Source organism: Bacillus sp. FSL M7-0791, assembly GCF_038627085.1.
Classification (GTDB): domain Bacteria; phylum Bacillota; class Bacilli; order Bacillales; family Bacillaceae; genus Bacillus; species Bacillus safensis.
Genome location: NZ_CP152022.1, coordinates 242299 through 259756 on the forward strand (window position 1 = coordinate 242299; position 17458 = coordinate 259756).

17 protein-coding genes and 1 pseudogene are annotated in these 17458 nt (G+C 43.4%); 12 read left to right on the top strand and 6 right to left on the bottom strand.

Annotated elements, in window-relative coordinates; all coding sequences use genetic code 11:
• Window positions 1-40 precede the first annotated feature (40 nt).
• Both MHI08_RS01355 and MHI08_RS01360 read left to right on the top strand, forming a co-directional pair.
• The gene (locus MHI08_RS01355; RefSeq protein WP_342499914.1) at window positions 41-2707 is read left to right on the top strand and encodes a S8 family serine peptidase; all 2667 of its coding nucleotides are present in this window, start codon (window positions 41-43) and stop codon (window positions 2705-2707) included.
• 107 nt (window positions 2708-2814) lie between these two features.
• Complete coding sequence (locus tag MHI08_RS01360; RefSeq protein ID WP_024424397.1) at window positions 2815-3297, top strand: Ig-like domain-containing protein; 483 nt, start codon at window positions 2815-2817, stop codon at window positions 3295-3297.
• Window positions 3298-3765: 468 nt separating this feature from the next.
• Here the strand turns inward: MHI08_RS01360 and MHI08_RS01365 are convergent, their stop codons facing one another.
• The 3 genes from MHI08_RS01365 to mmuM all read right to left on the bottom strand — a co-directional run bounded on the left by MHI08_RS01365 (window position 3766) and on the right by mmuM (window position 6887).
• On the bottom strand, window positions 3766-4386 hold the full coding sequence (locus tag MHI08_RS01365) for a hypothetical protein (RefSeq protein WP_341051963.1): 621 nt from the start codon (window positions 4384-4386) through the stop codon (window positions 3766-3768).
• 112 nt (window positions 4387-4498) lie between these two features.
• The gene (gene mmuP / locus MHI08_RS01370) at window positions 4499-5902 is read right to left on the bottom strand and encodes an S-methylmethionine permease (protein WP_024427433.1); all 1404 of its coding nucleotides are present in this window, start codon (window positions 5900-5902) and stop codon (window positions 4499-4501) included.
• Between the two features lie 46 nt (window positions 5903-5948).
• On the bottom strand, window positions 5949-6887 hold the full coding sequence (gene mmuM, locus MHI08_RS01375) for a homocysteine S-methyltransferase (protein WP_342499915.1): 939 nt from the start codon (window positions 6885-6887) through the stop codon (window positions 5949-5951).
• 338 nt (window positions 6888-7225) lie between these two features.
• Here mmuM and MHI08_RS01380 point away from each other — a divergent pair, with 338 nt between their 5' ends.
• The 5 genes and pseudogenes from MHI08_RS01380 to MHI08_RS01400 all read left to right on the top strand — a co-directional run bounded on the left by MHI08_RS01380 (window position 7226) and on the right by MHI08_RS01400 (window position 9258).
• Window positions 7226-8056, top strand: coding sequence for a YitT family protein (locus tag MHI08_RS01380; protein WP_024424393.1), 831 nt, complete (start codon window positions 7226-7228; stop codon window positions 8054-8056).
• 148 nt (window positions 8057-8204) lie between these two features.
• The gene (locus tag MHI08_RS01385) at window positions 8205-8522 is read left to right on the top strand and encodes a PadR family transcriptional regulator (protein WP_277722493.1); all 318 of its coding nucleotides are present in this window, start codon (window positions 8205-8207) and stop codon (window positions 8520-8522) included.
• Window positions 8515-8649, top strand: a pseudogene (locus tag MHI08_RS01390) (hypothetical protein); the annotation flags it as partial. The gene MHI08_RS01385 and the pseudogene MHI08_RS01390, both read left to right, overlap by 8 nt.
• A gap of 64 nt (window positions 8650-8713) precedes the next feature.
• Window positions 8714-9091 (top strand): hypothetical protein, encoded by a 378-nt coding sequence (locus tag MHI08_RS01395; RefSeq protein WP_342500206.1) that lies wholly within the window; start codon window positions 8714-8716, stop codon window positions 9089-9091.
• On the top strand, window positions 9088-9258 hold the full coding sequence (locus MHI08_RS01400) for a hypothetical protein (RefSeq protein WP_167753092.1): 171 nt from the start codon (window positions 9088-9090) through the stop codon (window positions 9256-9258). The genes MHI08_RS01395 and MHI08_RS01400 overlap by 4 nt, the downstream gene beginning before the upstream one ends.
• A gap of 177 nt (window positions 9259-9435) precedes the next feature.
• Here the strand turns inward: MHI08_RS01400 and MHI08_RS01405 are convergent, their stop codons facing one another.
• Window positions 9436-10689, bottom strand: coding sequence for a multidrug effflux MFS transporter (locus MHI08_RS01405; RefSeq protein WP_342499916.1), 1254 nt, complete (start codon window positions 10687-10689; stop codon window positions 9436-9438).
• Window positions 10690-10902: 213 nt separating this feature from the next.
• Between MHI08_RS01405 and MHI08_RS01410 the strand changes: the two genes are divergently transcribed.
• Complete coding sequence (locus tag MHI08_RS01410) at window positions 10903-11439, top strand: GNAT family N-acetyltransferase (protein ID WP_041106188.1); 537 nt, start codon at window positions 10903-10905, stop codon at window positions 11437-11439.
• A 58-nt stretch (window positions 11440-11497) separates the two neighbouring features.
• Here the strand turns inward: MHI08_RS01410 and MHI08_RS01415 are convergent, their stop codons facing one another.
• Window positions 11498-11701 (bottom strand): hypothetical protein, encoded by a 204-nt coding sequence (locus tag MHI08_RS01415; protein WP_076840656.1) that lies wholly within the window; start codon window positions 11699-11701, stop codon window positions 11498-11500.
• A 111-nt stretch (window positions 11702-11812) separates the two neighbouring features.
• Between MHI08_RS01415 and MHI08_RS01420 the strand changes: the two genes are divergently transcribed.
• Window positions 11813-12352 carry a DUF402 domain-containing protein gene (locus tag MHI08_RS01420; RefSeq protein ID WP_202739492.1) on the top strand — a complete coding sequence of 180 codons (540 nt, stop codon included), beginning with the start codon at window positions 11813-11815 and terminating at the stop codon, window positions 12350-12352.
• Window positions 12353-12390: 38 nt separating this feature from the next.
• On the opposite strand, the gene MHI08_RS01425 is transcribed toward MHI08_RS01420, so the two are convergent.
• Window positions 12391-14004 carry a S8 family peptidase gene (locus MHI08_RS01425; RefSeq protein WP_226015233.1) on the bottom strand — a complete coding sequence of 538 codons (1614 nt, stop codon included), beginning with the start codon at window positions 14002-14004 and terminating at the stop codon, window positions 12391-12393.
• 187 nt (window positions 14005-14191) lie between these two features.
• Here MHI08_RS01425 and MHI08_RS01430 point away from each other — a divergent pair, with 187 nt between their 5' ends.
• From MHI08_RS01430 to MHI08_RS01440, 3 genes are all read left to right on the top strand, one after another.
• A complete protein-coding gene (locus MHI08_RS01430) occupies window positions 14192-15673 on the top strand; it encodes an amidase (protein WP_226015234.1) in 1482 nt (493 codons plus the stop codon).
• A gap of 37 nt (window positions 15674-15710) precedes the next feature.
• A complete protein-coding gene (locus MHI08_RS01435; protein ID WP_024424384.1) occupies window positions 15711-16283 on the top strand; it encodes a TetR/AcrR family transcriptional regulator in 573 nt (190 codons plus the stop codon).
• Window positions 16284-16363: 80 nt separating this feature from the next.
• Window positions 16364-17386: a quercetin 2,3-dioxygenase gene (locus MHI08_RS01440; protein ID WP_163114430.1), complete on the top strand. Its 1023-nt coding sequence runs from the start codon at window positions 16364-16366 to the stop codon at window positions 17384-17386.
• Window positions 17387-17458 lie beyond the last annotated feature (72 nt).

Below are 17458 nucleotides of genomic sequence, written 5' to 3' on the forward strand. Positions count from 1 at the left end.
TATTCTTCCAAGGTATCATAAAAGATAAGGGGGTCTTTTCATGTTCAAAAAGCAGGTCAAATCCTGTGTGATCGTACTCATGGCCATCATTCTATGTATGGCAGCACTACCTGGATACGAGGCAGCAGCTGCCAGTCATGGAACAAGTGTCAATGAAGCCATTGGGTTAAAAAATGGTGAAGTCATCTCAGGTACATTACAGAATGAAAAGGAAGAGTCATGGTATGAAATCACGCCATCTGCACAAGAGGTGGCAAAACATACACACATGCAAATTTCTGTGAAAAGTAAACAAGTGCTGTCCGTATCGGTCTATCCAAGCAAGGACAGAGCGATGAAGGATGACACATATTCAAGATATCGCGTGGACACAGCGAGCGGAGAGACAGAGATCAACTTCCCGCATGCATGGTCAGGTCCCTATTATGTCAAAGTGCTCTATTTAGGGTCAGAGGAAGACAGCCGTGATGAGGAAGAGGATGCGGCATATACAATCGGATATAAAGGAGCTAATCTTCCGCCTTCTGAACCTGTTTTTCCTGAAGAAGATGAGCCTGAAATCATCATTATTGAGAAAAAGTACGGGCGTGAAATTCTTCAATCGATTCGTACAATCGAAGATAAACGATTCAATGAAACGGCAGAAGGTCGGAAGCTTTCGCGTCTGCTCCAAAAGACAAAGCCTTTTCTCAAATCAAAGCTCATCAAACATCAAAAAGAGCAGCAAAAGGTTTACAACCATCTGCTCACATTAAAAACACTGCTAAGTGACGTAGAGAAAAATGGTGCATTTAGTGGTCATATTGTAACAGAAAAAGAACAACAGGCGATCGGCTCCCTTTTTGATATGCTCAAAGAAGCAAGTCCGGCATATTTAAAAAAGGAATTAGAAGCCGTCAGTCAAAAAATTGGCATCGATCAGCTTGAAGGAAAGTCAGTTGGTTATGTATTAGAGAAACAAAAGCTTGTAAAAGAAGAGAAGGTTAAAACGAATAAGATCATTTTTAAATTAAAGGATGGCCAAACACTTCAATCTGCGAAAAAGAAAATGAAAAGCTACGGCATCCAAGAAAACCGTGTGACATCACAGTCAGTTAGTCCTTTATTCAAAGGAATGTATGTCTATGATGTGCCAGCAGGGCGAGAATCATCTGGAAAGACACTAAAAACAGGCAAAGCGGTCATCAAAAGCACGGCAAGAAAGCTTTCCAGCATGCCGAATGTTGAATTTGCAGAGCCTGTTCAAACGTATCGTGCGCTAAGCAACGACGCGCAGTATGGTTATCAGTGGCCGCTGAAAAACAGTGCGCAAAACAGCGGGAAAAAAGGCGCTGACGTCAAATTTGAACAAATGAATACACTGATTGGCACAAGCAAAATGAAGCAAACATTAATTGCTGTTGTGGATACAGGTGTAGACAGCCGTTTGACAGATTTAAACGGGACTGTTCGTACAGACTTAGGTGCGAATCTCATTGGACGAAACAAAGATGCGATTGATGACAATGGACACGGTACGCATGTGGCAGGCATCATTGCCGCAAAATCCGATAATCATTACTCAATGGCAGGTCTCAATCAACATACGGGCATCATTCCGGTGAAGGTGCTGGATGCCTATGGCTTTGGCGATACAGAGCATATTGCACTTGGGATCAAGCATGCAGTGGACAAAGGCGCAAAGGTCATCAACATGAGCCTTGGCGGCTACTACAGCAGAGTGATTGAATATGCCATGAATTATGCTGCACAAAGAAATGTACTAGTCGTCGTGGCAAGTGGAAATGATGGCGTACCAGAAATGGGCTACCCTGCGACATCAAAATACGCAATGGCGGTTGGCGCAAGCAACCGTATGGATATTGCCGCTGAGTTCTCAAGCTATGGCAAAGGACTGAGCATGTCAGCACCAGGGTCAGATATTCCGAGCTTAATGCCTGATGGGAACGTCTCATACCTGAGCGGGACATCAATGGCGACACCATATGTGGCAGCAGCAGCAGGGTTACTGCTTTCTAAAAATCCATCCTTAAAGCCAAATCAAGTGAGAAATCTTTTGCAAAGTACAGCAGATGACATCTCATTTAAATCTATTGATGGAAAAGACGACGTTTTCTATGATGAAAACGAGGAGCCAATTGTCGATCCGAAAATCCCAGGAATTGATTGGATGACAGGACATGGCAGACTGAATGCATTTGCTGCATTAAGTGCTGTCGAATTGAATGCATCAGTGAACAAAGTGGAAGATCAGCATCAAAAGGTGACAGGTAAAGCAAAAGCCGGTGCTGCAATTTCTGTGTATAGAGGCAAAACGCTGCTTGGAAAAGGCACAGCAGGCAAAAAAGGAACCTTTAGTGTGAAGATTAAGCATCAGAACAAAAACAAGGTCCTTCACATTAAAATGTCAAAAGGAAAGGCCGCTACGACGCTCAAAACCGTCGTGAAAAAAGGCAAAGCACCAGCTAAGCCGAAAGTCAGCAAAGTAACCGTCAAAAGTAAAGCGGTCAAAGGGACTGCGGGTGCAGGCTTGACCATTAAAGTGAAAAACAAATCAAAGAAAGTCATCAAAACAGTCAAAACCAATAGCAAGGGCGCATTTACTGCCCAAATAAAACCACAAAAAGCCAAAACGGTTTTATATGTGACCGCATCAGATGTGAGAAAAAGAGAAAGCAAAGCGGTAAAAGTGGTTGTGAAAAAATAAAAAATGGACTTCCCTTTCTAAAAAAAGGGGAGTTTTTTTGTTTTTAACTGGAAAAATACCAATTCCTGTCGATAGTAAAATAGTAGGAAAAAAAGGAGGATTTATCGATGAAAAAAATCATGTTTGCTTTCGTTCTATCATTACTTCTCGTATTCCCAACCTTTGCACATGCTGAAGAAACAGGTGCAGTACCAGCATCAGTAGAAGTAACAAGTGTCACAGCAGCCGATAGTGGAATAGTGAATTACGGCTATGGCAGTAAATATCGCGTGGGTTCTTATTATCCAGCTACGTTTAAAGGGACACTAAAAGATGCAAGCGGAAACCTCATGCCTAATCAGCCGATCAAGCTTTATTTTGAAGCAGCCATCAAATCATATGCTCAAACAGCGACAGGCACAACAGATGAGAATGGACAGTTTTCACTCACGTTTCAAGTTCCAGCAGGTGCAGGCTACCAATCATACAATAATGCAGGCTGGTCAACACATTACTACGATATCGTTCCAGTGACGTTCACGTCAAACGACATCAAACTATCTTCAAATGTCACAAGTGTGTACCATTTGGCGTATACATCACGTTACTAATCTCATAGAAAAAAAGGATGTCATCAGGTGACATCCTTCAGCGTGTAGACAAACCCTCGCATTCTGTGTCAGGTCTGCGCTTTGGTACTCACGAATGTCAAATTCGCTCCGTTCCAGTGCTCGTCCTTCCTAGACTGCAAAGGTTTTCTATCACGCTGAAAAAAACAAAGGGCTAAAATGAAAATCATTTTAGCCCTTTGTTTTTTGTTAGCAAACCTGCTGGGCGGCAACCGAAAGAGTCGATAAACAAACACTCATCAGCCGTTATTCCCAGATTCGATCGAGCGTTTAACTTTTAATCTTGAGCTTTGATAGATAAGAACTTTCACACTTGAACTTTGATCCTTGAACGTTCAGCTTTGAGCTTTTATCAAGGATCATCCTAAGATGATCATCAGATGAGGAGGGAATGACCTTTCCCTCGGAGGTGTTTAGTCCTATCGATTTTCGGCTCACTAACAAAATCAATTAATCGATCTGTATTTTCGTTAGTGTATTGCTTTCAGACAAGGAAAAATCAACTTCCATTTGAAAATCTTCAATTTCTTTCGAAAGCTGTTCAATTTTCACTCGAAGACGAAGCGGATCGATGATCACCGCCTCATTTTCAGCTAGAAAAGACTTCACGATCTCTTGGTTGGCGGCCGCTTGTGTCTTTCCATCTTTCCCAAACAAGGTCTCTAAATGCTGATCAAGTCTCATTTTCACATCTTCATTCGTTTGTTCAGCTTTGTCGACCAGCTCTTTGTACACCTGTTTCATTTTCTGTAAATAACGAATATCGTAGTCTATCGACGTCTTTCGTTCAATCGCCTCTGCCACCGTCATACGGACACCCGCCACATCAATCATTGTGGTTGCATTCGATACAACGATGGCTGATTTGATGGCATTCCGGCGTTTGATTAAAGCTCGAATCGATTGATCATCAGCCTTTGCCTTTTTTTCAATCTCTTCTTGATTCTGAAATCCGTGCTGTATATGTCTGCCGATCATTAATCCACCAAGTACGGCTTCATCAACGGTTCGGTTGATTCTTTTATCTAACATTTTCAGTTCACTTAATGCTCTTGTAATGGTCATTTCCATATTCACGACAACTCCCTTGGTTCATCCTGAAAATCATAGATTCCTATCATATACCAAAGTGTGCTTATTTTACTAGCGATATCCTTTTTTGCCAATGAAAAAACCCTGATGTTTATACACCAGGTTTTTCTCGTTTTTTCTGAATCCAAGCTGTCACGTAATAGGCAGCATAGCAGAGCGCAATGAAAGGAATGCCGCAGATGAGGGCAATCCGCTGATTTGGATCAAAGGCAATGCCAATGACAGATGCAAGACATAGGAGGAAGGCTGCAATCGGAACTACTGGATAGAGCGGTGTTCGAAAGGATAAATCATGAAGCTGACCGCCCTCCTGTAAAAATCTTTTCCGAAACATAAACTGTGAGGCAGCAATCCCCATCCATACAACCACAACGGCCAGTCCAGAGATTGACACTAGGACAAGGTATACCGTTTCTGGTGCGATCACGCTCGATAGCAAAGAAAGAATACCACCGATCATACTTAAAATGAGTGCATTCAAAGGAATGCCTTTTGACGTCAGCTTCGCCAGTTTTTTAGGAAGTGTCCGTTCCTCAGAAAGCGACCAAAGCATACGAGATGATGCGTATAATCCTGAGTTTGCGGCAGATAAGATCGCGGTCAGGATGACAAAATTCATGAAATCTGCGGCATAAGGAATCCCGATACGATCAAATACCACGACAAATGGGCTTTTGATCACCCCGGCTTCTTCTACTGGAATCAAGCCAGCCAACACAACGATCGTTCCAACGAAAAACAGGACGAGACGCAGGACGGTTGTGCGAATTGCTCTTGGAATGGTCTCGTCAGGATTGACGCTTTCACCCGCAGCAATCCCAATCAACTCTGTACCTGAAAAAGCAAAATTGACCGCAAGCATCGTCATTAAAATCGGTAAAAAGCCGTTTGGGAAAAGTCCGCCTTCGCCAGTGAAATTAGAAAAGAACGGAGCGGCCTCACCGCCCTTTAATGGGATCAAACCAAACATTGCAGCTCCGCCAAGAATAATAAAGAGAATAATAGCCATCACTTTAATACTGGAAAACCAAAACTCTGATTCTGCAAAAAACTTGACTGTAAATGCATTCAGTAAAAAGATGAGAAGAGCAAAAACGCCACTCCACATCCAAACCGAAGTGTCTGGAAACCAGCGCTGCATTAATAGTCCTGCCGCTGTAAATTCCGAACCGAGTGCCACTGTCCATGTCAGCCAGTATAGCCAAGCGACCGTATAGCCTGTACCAGGTCCAATGTATTTTGTTGCATACGTATGAAAAGCCCCTGTGACCGGCATTGCGACAGACAGCTCGCCTAAACAAAGCATCACGAGGTAGACAATTAAAGCCCCGACAAGATAGGCAAGAATGGTCCCCGCAGGTCCGGCCTGATTGATGGTATACCCCGAGCTTAAAAAGAGCCCTGTTCCAATGACACCGCCTAGAGAAAGCATGAACAGGTGCCGGCTCGTCATTTTTCGTTGATATTGTTGTGACTGATCTTTTGCTTGTTCCATGTCTTCCCGCCCTTTTGCTTAGAAGTATGTGTGATGATTCATGATGCTATGATGTGGTTCTTTTTAAGATGTCATTGATATCTTCTGGGGTCGTCCGGCAGCAGCCGCCGATGATATGCGCGCCGTCTTTGTACCATTGATGCGCACATTCCCCAAAAGTAAGATGAGACGTATCTCCGTTCCATACCTTTTCTTCAGGATCATATACTTCACCTGAGTTTGGATACACCACAATCGGTTTGCTCGTTCCTTTTTTCATCTCTTGAATGAGAGAAGTGATAAATTGCGGCGGCGTGCAGTTCACGCCAACAGCAGCGATTTGTTCATAAGGCTCAAGCGCCTGTACACATTCTCGTATGGAATCACCTTCACTAATGTGCAGGCCATCCTTTGCACTGAATGTAATCCAAGCAGATGTCCCGCTGAATTCATCTTGCAGCAGCTTTGCAATGGCAGTTGCTTCAATCAGACAAGGAATCGTTTCGCATGCTAGAATATCTGCACCCGCTTCTACTAATGCCTGAATTCTTGGTCTGTGAAAATCAATGAGAGCCTGCTCTGAAAGCCCATAATTTCCTTTATATTCTGAACCATCAGACAAATAAGCGCCGAATGGCCCCACAGATCCAGCGACAAATGGTTTTGTCCGTCCTTCACGACGCGCTTCATCCTGCCAAAAAAGATCGCGTGCCTCTTTCGCTAAAGTGACAGAGCGTTTCATGAGTTCAATCGCTTCTTCTTTTGTATAGCCTTTTTCAGCAAAGCCTTCAATCGTTGTTTGGTAGCTGGCGGTTGTTGCGCAGTCAGCACCTGCTTGGAAGTAGTCCAAGTGTACTTGCTGAATCAATTGTGGCTGTTCAATAAGTATTTTGGCTGACCATAAACGATCGTTTAAGTTACAGCCCTTTCGTTCAAGCTCTGTTGCTAATGCACCGTCTAAAATCAAAGGTGCGTGAGCCTGTAAACGGCTTTGAATAGGATTCATTGGAATCAAACAGCCTCCTTTTTAGATCGGAAATGATGGATATGATATGAGGCAGTAGTTTAAATGACTAAAGTGTTTTTGTCAAGGAGAGGAAAAAGCATCGTAGGGCGGAAAAACCCAGAAAACATGCGGGTTTTGATGCATAAAAATGCAGTCAAAATAATAGAAAACCAAGTCATTGACAGCCTCTAAAAAGAGATATATATTATGGAAAGATTGATTTCAGAAAGCTTCATCAAAAGGCACGCCGTCTTTTGATTTTTATGTTGTCCAACGACTGTCTTCTTTCGTGCAGAAAGAGGGTTTTTTATATGCTTAAAAAAGGAGGAAAGAAGAAATTGAAAAAATGTGTAAAAGATATAGCGATGATTCTAGTTGGTTCTTTTTTATTTGCCGCAGCAGTGAACATGTTTGTCATTCCGCTTGAATTTGGTGAAGGCGGTGTCACGGGGCTGTCCATCATTTTTTATTATTTGTTTGAAATAGCACCGTGGCTGACGAACCTTGTGTTGAATGCGATCTTATTACTTGTGGGATATAAATACTTGGACAAAAAGACCACGATTTATACGGTGGTTGCCGTTGCAAGTAACTCCCTATTTTTACACCTGACCACAACATGGGTCGTGAATGTACATGAATTGATCATTGGAGCGATTTTTGCAGGAATTATCATCGGAATTGGGATTGGTCTTGTGCTCAGAGCCGGAGGAACAACGGCGGGTTCTGCCATTCTCGGAAGAATTGCCAACAAGTATTTAGACTGGAACGTGAGCTATGCCATCTTGTTCTTTGATCTGATCGTTGTATTTGCTTCCTATTTTATTATTGGTGCGGAAAAATTAATGTTTACCATTGTGATGCTGTACGTGGCGACAAAGGTAATGGACTTTGTGATAGAAGGACTTAACACGAAAAAGGCAGTGACGATTATTTCTTCATGCAAAGATGATATTGCGGAAGAAATCAATCACACCCTGGACCGAGGCGTAACGATTTTAAACGGACGAGGTCATTATTCAAAGGAATCGAAGGAAATTCTGTACGCGGTCATTCAAAAACAGGAGCTCATGCGCCTTAAGAAAATTATTAAGAAAATAGATCGAGACGCATTCGTTGTTGTCCATGACGTACGCGATGTGTTCGGAGAAGGATTTGTAAATATATAAAAATGAAAAGTAGACAAAGAGCTAAAAGACCCTAAAAAGGGTCTTTTTTTATTCTCTATACCTTTTATTCTCTATACCTTTTATTCTCTATACCTCTTGTCACACAATACTATGTAATGTATAGTATAAAGAGTTAGGAGTTGTAAACATGAATGCACAATTAAAAAAAGGATTACTGGAATTTTGTGTACTGGCGGTATTAAAGAAAGGCGATTCCTATGGTTATCAAATCATTAAAGATATGTCCCATTGTATTGAGATTTCAGAATCGACATTGTATCCGATTTTAAAGCGTTTAGAGCAAAACAATTATGTGGAGACCTATTCCCAGGAACATAACAGTCGATTAAGAAAATACTACCGCATGACAGATAGCGGGCGGGAGCATATGGCGCAGTTTTTAGAGGAATGGGATCAGGTGATGGCGATTTACGACTTTATTTCTGGAGGACAGGGCAATGAATAAAAAAGAATTTTTGAGCAGCCTAAAGAAGCATCTGCATCTTCTAGGCGACAAAGATAGTGATCGGTTTATCGAATACTACGATGAAATGATTGAGGATTATCAGGAAGATGGCTACAGTGAACAGGAAGCGGTTCATCAAGTCGGGCAGCCTGCTATGATCGCTGAAGGAACAAGGAATAAAAACCGTTCAGGTGCCGACGTTTGGAGAAAAAGCCACAAGACTCTCCATTCTCATTTTAGGTTTTCCGTTATGGGGCAGTATTCTACCAACAGTCTTTCTGCTGATTCTTTCTGTGTATATGGTGATTTGGTGCATTCCACTCGTGACAGGTGCATTGACGCTTACTGGTCTGCTCGGCGGTTTTTGGAGTATCATTGGTTCTCCATTTATTTTTCAGGACGGTTTGCATGTGGTGGTGACGCAGGTTGGTGTTGGTATTCTTCTATTAGGTGTCGGATTATTAAGCGGCATAGCCACGGCGTACTTGACAAAGCTATTTGTGCAAATGACTATTCAAACCACTAAGGCATTCATGGGAATGTTTAAAAAGAAGGTCGTGAGAGTATGAACTTGAATGATTTAAAAAAGCAATGCATCAAATGGGGGATCATCTTCACCGTTGCCGGAGGAATTGTCATGACAATTGGTTTTGGACTATCAGGCTTTGATTTAGATGCATATCACAACAATAACCAGAGCAACGTGTTCCGCACCATCAATTGGAGCAAGCCATAATAAATGAAAAAACCCGCTTATGCGGGTCTCAGCGTGTAGACAAACCCTCGCATTCTTTGTCAGTTCTGCGCTGCGGTGCTCACGAATGTCAAATTCGCTCCGCTCCGATGCTCGTCCTTCCTAGACTTCAAAGGTTTTCTATCACGCTGAAAAGAAGACAAAGAGCTAAAATCAAGATCATTTTAGCCCTTTGTCAATAGTCTTTAAACCCGCTTGTGCGGGTCTTTTTTTCGCTCGGGCCACAAAGAAGAAATAACAGCAAAGTGCGCCTAGATCACAAAGCATAATGATCAGACCCATTGGAAAGGCTGTTTGGCTTCCGGCTAGTCCGACAAGAGGTGTCATGCAAGCGCCTAGCAGCATTTGCGCAACACCGATCAGTGCAGCTGCACTTCCTGCATGCGCTCCGTGATGCTGCATCGCAAGAGACGGCGCAGAGGTGCCGACAATTCCAACACTTGAGACAACAAAAAACAGCGGAATCAGAATGCCGAACAATCCTGCATCAATCGAGATCATCAAAAATAAAGTGACTCCGCCTAATGCAGCTGTCAGCAGTCCAATGCGAAGGACTTTCTCTTCACCGATTTTCGCAGCGACTCGGGCAAATACTTGTCCAGCCGTGATGATTCCAAGACTATTTACCGCAAAGGCTGCACTAAATCCTTGTGGAGAAAGGTTGAAAATTTCCTGAAGCACAAACGGTGAACCAGAAATATAGGCAAACATCGCTGCAAATACAAGACCTTGTGAGAGAGCATATCCAACAAAGAGACGATCACTGGCTAAAATTTTCATCGCGCCTGCAATCTGTTGAAAGCCCCCGGTCTGTCTACGCTCTGCGGGTAAGCTTTCTTGCAGTGAAAAAATCGATCTCAGCAGCATCAGTGCCCCGAGAATTCCGAGTAGTACGAATACACCCTGCCATGTCGTGAAGCGTAAAATCTGTCCGCCTGCAATAGGCGCGGCTGCCGGAGCAACCCCGTTGACTAACATCAGCAGTGCAAAGAATTTCGTCATTTCTGATCCTTCATAATGATCTCGGACAATGGCTCGTGCAATGACAATGCCTGCAGAACCAGCAAGTCCTTGAATCAATCTAAGAAGAATGAACGTCCAAATCGATGTGACCACTGTACAAAGAAGGGATGCCGCAATAAAGATGGTCAACCCAATCATCAGCGGTTTTCTTCTGCCGATCGTATCGCTGATCGGACCTGCAATCAGCTGGCCAAGCGCCAGTCCAATGAGACAAGCCATCAGACTTAATTGAGACAACGCCGTGCTCGCCTCAAAATCACGAGCAATATGAGGCAAAGCAGGTAAATACATATCCATTGCCAGCGGAGCAAGGGCTGTTAAAGATCCGAGCAATGCGGCAAGGAGAAATCGATTTTTTTTCGATTCTTGGGGATAAGATAAAGAACTCATATGATGACAACACTCCTCGTATACTTCCTCAACACAGCATAATGAATCAAGCGTTCCTTTTCAATGAAAAATTTTCAGAGATGATTCCGTGCAAAATGATTGATCTTTCGAATGAGACTCTTTACATTGAATGAGTAGAGAAAAGAGTAAGGTGATCGCATGCAGTGATTGCATGATACGTATACCCACTAATAGAGAGCAGGAGGTGCTGACATGAAGCAGCAAGAGCTGATTATTCGTCAAGCAGTCAAAGAAGATCATGAGGCCATCACACGCGTGCTGATCAAATCCTATGCACAGTATGAGCCGCAATTTACAGAGGAAGGCTGGCAAAATTATTCTGCCGCGCTTGCAGCAGCTGTAGATAATCCGAACATGGAGCTGATGCTTGTGGCGGAACATGACGGCAAGGTCGTGGGGACGCTTCAAATGTTCCGGTCATCAGAGCAAGCGTATGACAAACCCGAAATGGGCATTACATCAGCCATCGTCCGGTTTTTAGGAGTAGATCCCGATGTGAGGGGAAAAGGCATTGCAGAATCATTGCTGCGTAAAAGTATTGAACTGACGCAATCATGGGGCGAAAATGTCCTGTATCTTCATACATCTGATAAAATGCAGGCCGCCATTCGCCTATATGAAAGAATGGGCTTTGAGCGTGCGCTTGATAAAGAATTTGTGAACCAAAATGGGACACATGTCAAGAGCTATCAATATGTGATCAAGAAAGAACAGCCGGCAGGTTCATAGTATAACGTGCAGCAAAAGGAAGAGCTTACCTCCATGACAAGCTCTTCCTTTTTTCAATTTACGCCCACAGTGCCAGCGCCCAATAGGATACCACCCACGAGATGAAACCGAACATGACAAAGAATTTTAACATGCGCTCATAAGGAGACAGCTTTCGTTCTTTCTTCGTTTTCACCAGCTGCCAATAAAGGACATAGCCGCAAATCATGAGGATGATTTGTCCAAGCTGTGTAAAGTTTTCAAGAATCGTGATTCCGTTCATTTCTTTCACCTCATCATAGGGCTTCCATAAGTAAAAGAGGCAATCCTTTATTTCTTCAGAAAAAATCGGTGTATACTGGAAAGAAAAGAGATGTTTAGAGGGAGTTGTGACATGTTGTTTTCGCTGCATGTGGATCGTTGGGATGAAGTCATCGAGAGAAAAATCAAATACGATCAGAAAGTTGTGGAACATACCTGTCAGCTGTTAGATGCACAGGGACAGCAGGCTGTGCTGTTTCATAAGATTGAAGACCCGTTTACGATGAGGGCAGGTGCTGGTTTTCTAACCATTCCAAAAGGGAGCTATACGACCGCTTATTATTGGAAGGATCGTCCTTATAACATATATTTCTGGAGAGATGATCAAGGGAAGGAACTAGGATCTTATTTTAATATTGTGGGAGATACACAGTTCAACGCCCAGCTGGTCATGTTTGAAGACCTCATTATTGATCTTCTCGTTCTTCCGACTGGTGAAGTCTATGTACTGGATGAAGATGAATTGCCGGAGAGTTTAGCGGATTTTGAGAACGGCGCAGTACGCCGGGCATTAGAAGGCGTGACGTCTTCGTTAGAAAAAATTCTCGATCAAGTGAGGGCAGATGCCGAAGGGAAATATCATCACAGCTTGTTTGAGCCGATGGTGAGATAGAAAAAACGATTCCTCGCTGAAAGGAATCGTTTTTTCTGTTAGACCTTAATACGGTTTAATCGTTTTTGTAAATTGGTTTTTGTTTTGGAGGCTTTTAGCTGTTTGACAGCGCTTTGAGCCGCTGCTTTTGTTTTCTTTGTTCGTTTGGCTTCCGCTTTTTTGACCTTTTGTTTAGCGTCTGTCACTTTCTTTTGATAAGCGACTTGTTTTTTGACTTTGTCAAGCCGGTTTTGCAGGCTTGTTTTTTCTTTGCCTTTATTTAGTTTTTTGATGGCCGTTTGAGCACTTTTAATAGCGCCCTGTGTTTTGTTCTTTTCGGCTGTTTTGACCTTTGCGCGTGCCGAGCGGATATCAATGGCTGCTTGGACTTTCTTCACCCGTTCTGTGAGTGCTGTTTTTTGCTTGCTTGCAGTGAGCCGGCCAATTCTTGTTTTGGCTTGATTGACATCTGCCTGCTTTTTAGATGTTTCGGCTGTTTTGACAGCACTGGCCGCAGCCTTTAAAAAGGTGGATTGCGGCACATATTGCACGCGGCCATAGCCGAATTGCGGATCCTTCCCTTTTGCACCAAGATCCACTGTATAGCTGCGCAATAAAGTGCGAAGCTGTGCATTTGTTTTCTTCGGATGAAGCTGCTTTAACAGTGCCAGCATTCCTGTGACATGCGGCGTGGCTTGTGATGTCCCCGTTGCATACCAATATTCATTTTTTAAATAAGTGCTGATGACGTTCTCGCCAGGGGCAGAAAATTCAATCCCTTTTCCTGTATTCGAGATAGACGCGAGTTTGTCTTTGGAAGTTGTTGCAGAAACGGCAATGACACTATTGTAAGCGGCAGGGTAGCTAATATCATTCTTTTTCCCATCATTTCCGCTTGCAGCGACTACAAGCAGTCCTTTTTTATAGGCTTCATCTACTGCTGAACGCAAGATGGGGATATTGTCTTCAAAGCCTAAACTTAAATTAATAATGTCCATCTTGTTGGTAATCGCCCAATCGATGCCTCGAAGCAGACTATACAGGTCGCCTTCTCCCTTTTTATCTAACACTTTCACAGCATACAGCTTCACACCGGAAGCGACGCCGACTGTTCCATAATCGTTATTAAGCGCACCAATCGTGCCGGCGACATGTGTGCCATGTCCTTCATCATCTTTATAAGAGGATGTGTAGTTCACGAATGATTTACCGCCGGCTACCTTTAAATCCTCGTGTGAGAAAATGCCAGTATCTAATACGGCTACTTTTACATTTTTACCAGTGACGCCTTCTTTTATTGCTTGCTTGATATTTAGTTTTTGCAGATTGTAAGATTTTTGTACCAATGCATCCTGATTAGTAGCAGCGGCTGTTTTCTTTACAGTAGTGGCCGCGAGTTTGACCTTTACGTTTTTTGAGACGTAAGCGATGTTTGGGTCTTTTTTGAGTGAGGTGACCGCTTGTTCATCTGCTGTCACAGCGACAGCGGGAAGATGTATGTACTGTGCGTTCACTTTCTCACTTTCCTCAATAGCTGTTTGTTTTCCTTTTTGATTTTTATAGACGATGATGACATCTGTTTCTTTTGGCGGTGCAGCTGCCTGCGAATGGAAGGGCAAAGCAGTTGTCAACGCAAGAAGAAACGCAATGACGATAAGTAATTTCTTTTTCAATGCGTGGCTCCTCTCATCCGATGACCTCGGTCTTTTTTTCTCTATTATATCGGAGAAAGCAGAGGGATGGGATAGTAGAATTGTCGTCTTGTTCAGAAAGTTATTTTTACAAGTAACCTGAAATTGAAATTCATAGAATTCTAGTAGACAATAGAGACATCATGATAAGAGAAAGAAGGACATGCTGATGAACGTAAAAGAGTATATGACGTATGATGCGACTGGCTTGGCAGCACTTGTGCGGAATAAGCAGGTAACGCCCGAGGAGCTTATGAAGGCGGCATTTGATAGATTGAATGAGGTCAATCCAGAACTAAACGCTGTGATACGGACGAGACAAGAACAAGTTTTAAAAGACATCAAGGAGTTACATGAGTATCAGCCATTTGCGGGCGTTCCGTTTGTCCTGAAAAATATATCACAAGGGATAAAAAATGAACCGCTGACAGCAGGAGCTTTGCTGTTAAAGGATGTAAAAGCAAATTCGGATTCGCACTTTGTTGATCGGTTGAAGCAGGCTGGTTTTCTCATGATCGGACATACAAATACACCGGAATTCGGTTTAAGAAATGTGACGGAGCCTGCGTTACATGGTCCAACGAGAAATCCTTGGAATACAGACTATTCTCCGGGAGGCTCAAGCGGCGGGACAGCAGCAGCTGTTGCAAGCGGCATTGTACCTGCTGGCGGAGCAAGTGATGGCGGTGGTTCCATCCGGATTCCAGCATCCTTTACCGGTTTGTTCGGCCTTAAGCCTACGCGGGGAAGAACGCCAGTAGGCCCAGGCGCAGGAAGGCAGTGGCAAGGGGCTTCCATCGACTTTACACTTACAAAAACAGTACGGGACAGTGCAGCCCTTCTTGATCTTCTTCAAGTCATTCAGCCTGAAGCTGCTTTCCAAACTCCGTTATACGATGGCAGTTACCAAGAGGATCTGGCGAAACGTACATCTTCTATGCGAATTGCTTACAGCGTAGAATCTCCAGTTGGCACGAAGGTCAGTGAGGAAGCGAAGCAGGCGGTTCAGCAAACAGTGAAATGGCTGAGTGAGCAAGGTCATCAAGTAGAGGAAGCCAAGCCGGAAATTAATGGGATTCATCTCATGCAGCAATATTACGTGATGAACAGCGGAGAAATGTCTGCGTTATTCACTTCCTTGGCTCGTTCGTTAGGGCGTCCAGTAAAGCCGGAGGAAACGGACATTGTGGCATGGGTGCTGGCGGAGGCTGGCAAGAATGTGACCGCTGCTGCTTATACAGAAAGTCTTGATGCGTGGGATCGGGCTGCTGCACAAATGGCATCATTTCATCAAACCTACGATCTCTATGTGACACCAGCTACTGCCTATTCAGCTCCAAAGGTTGGTGAGCTTATGCATTCAGATCAGGAAACAGCCGCACTTTTACGTGTGTCATCTCTTTCCATGCAAGCACAGCAGGATCTCATTTATGACATGTTCCTCAAGAGCTTGACCTACACCCCATTTACACAGCTTGCCAACTTAACAGGTCAGCCATCAATGAGTGTTCCTGTTCATCTCACTAGCGCGGGCATGCCTTTAGGGGTACAGGTGACAGCACCTAAAGGAAAAGAGGACTGGCTGCTCAGGCTTGCGGCAGAAATGGAGACATCCTCGATTTGGAAAGGAACTAGTCAATTAAATCGATAACGCATGATAAGCGACTTTGGTCTATGGAGGGAAAAGAGTGTCACACGTGAGTACGAAGGACAAAATCATTCAAACGGCAGCACTTCTTTTACGTAAACAGGGATACCATGCGACAGGATTGAATCAAATTATCAGAGAGAGCGGCACACCTAAAGGCTCTCTTTATTATTACTTTCCAAATGGAAAAGAAGAGCTGGCCATTGCATCTGTTGAATACATTAGTCAAAAGGTCATCAATCAAATTGAAGAAGGCTTTGCCTATTCGGATGACCCTTATATCGCCATCGATCGTTTTATGACAAAGATCATTCGAGGATTTATGGAGAAAGAAAGTGAAAGAGGGATTCCAATTGTCTTGCTTGCAGCAGAGTCCAAGCCTGAAAACGCGCAGCTTCATGCTGCATGCAAACAAGAAATGATCCGCTGGCAGGAGCTTGTAAAAGAAAAGCTAATGAACAGCGGGTATGAAGAAAACAAAGCGGATGAGCTGGCTTCTCTCCTTCACTCAATGGTCATCGGGGGTTTATCGATGACCACTGCACTCAAACAAACGACCCCTTTAGAACACGTAAAAAGTTACCTTAGACACTTATTTATGCGAGAAGAGTAAAATCTCTCGCATATTGTCTATCTATTATATCAATTGGTCTATATAATATAGATAGTCAATTTGTCATGAGGAGTGATGGGATGTCGGAGCAACCGCAATCGATGAAGCAATCCGAAGGTACCTCTTTTTATACCGTGTCTGGTTCCGGAAAGCTGTATGGGCTGGAGAATCAGCTTGTTCATATGCTGGCAGAAGCAAATCAAACGAATCAGCTGTTTGAGCTTGCCTTAATCACAGGTGGGAAAGGAGCATATTTCCCGCTGCACTGTCATGAGCACTTATTTGAAACCATTTTTGTGCTGGAAGGAAAGCTTGAAGTGATGCTGGACGGTAAAAAATACATGGTCACAGCCTTTGATTATATTCATATCCCGCCCAAAACGATTCATGGCTACAGAATGCATAGTCATAAAACAAGATTTATTTCATATACACTGGGCGGAAAAATGACAGATGTCTATCAGCAAATTGGGAAAAGGCTTTTTCAGAATGAATGGTCTATGACTCATCATGCTTTCGATGCAGCCAGTTTTCAGCAGGCTGAAAAAGAAAGCGATATCATCCTGATGCATGGAATCAGAGAACTGTCTAATACAACGAGGCCCTCCGTTTTATTTCATAGTCAGCTCCCTCACGAGGTACAGCCTTATGTATTAGAGGCTGGTGAAGGGAAGCAATACATCATTGATGGTCAGATTCATGAGCTGATTGCAACAGTAGAAACAACAGGAGGCGGATTCAGTCATTTTGTGGTTGAAGGAGCGAAGGAGAAATATTTCCCGCCGCATTATCATCAAGTTCATACAGAAGCAATCTATTGTGTTGAAGGGAAGATGAACCTTCATTTGAACGGAGAGGAGATTTGCTTGATGCCGGGTGACTTTGCCTATATCCCGCCAGATACGATCCACTCTTATGAATTTGTGTCTCATTCAAATAAAATGTTGGTTTTGCTGCTTCCAGGAGAAATTGAGCAGGTGTATGAGCAGTTTGAAGAATCTCCAAGCCCAAGTATATGCCCCTATTTTATTCAAGAAGGGAATTTCATGTTCAATCGGGAGACTTCAACTCAATATGATTTGTTTTTTGTCGAAAAGGAATAAGTGTGTAACGCGTTACACGACATCATGAGTCTGTCGAAACAATCGACAGGCTTTTTTTGTTTTTTGCCTCCT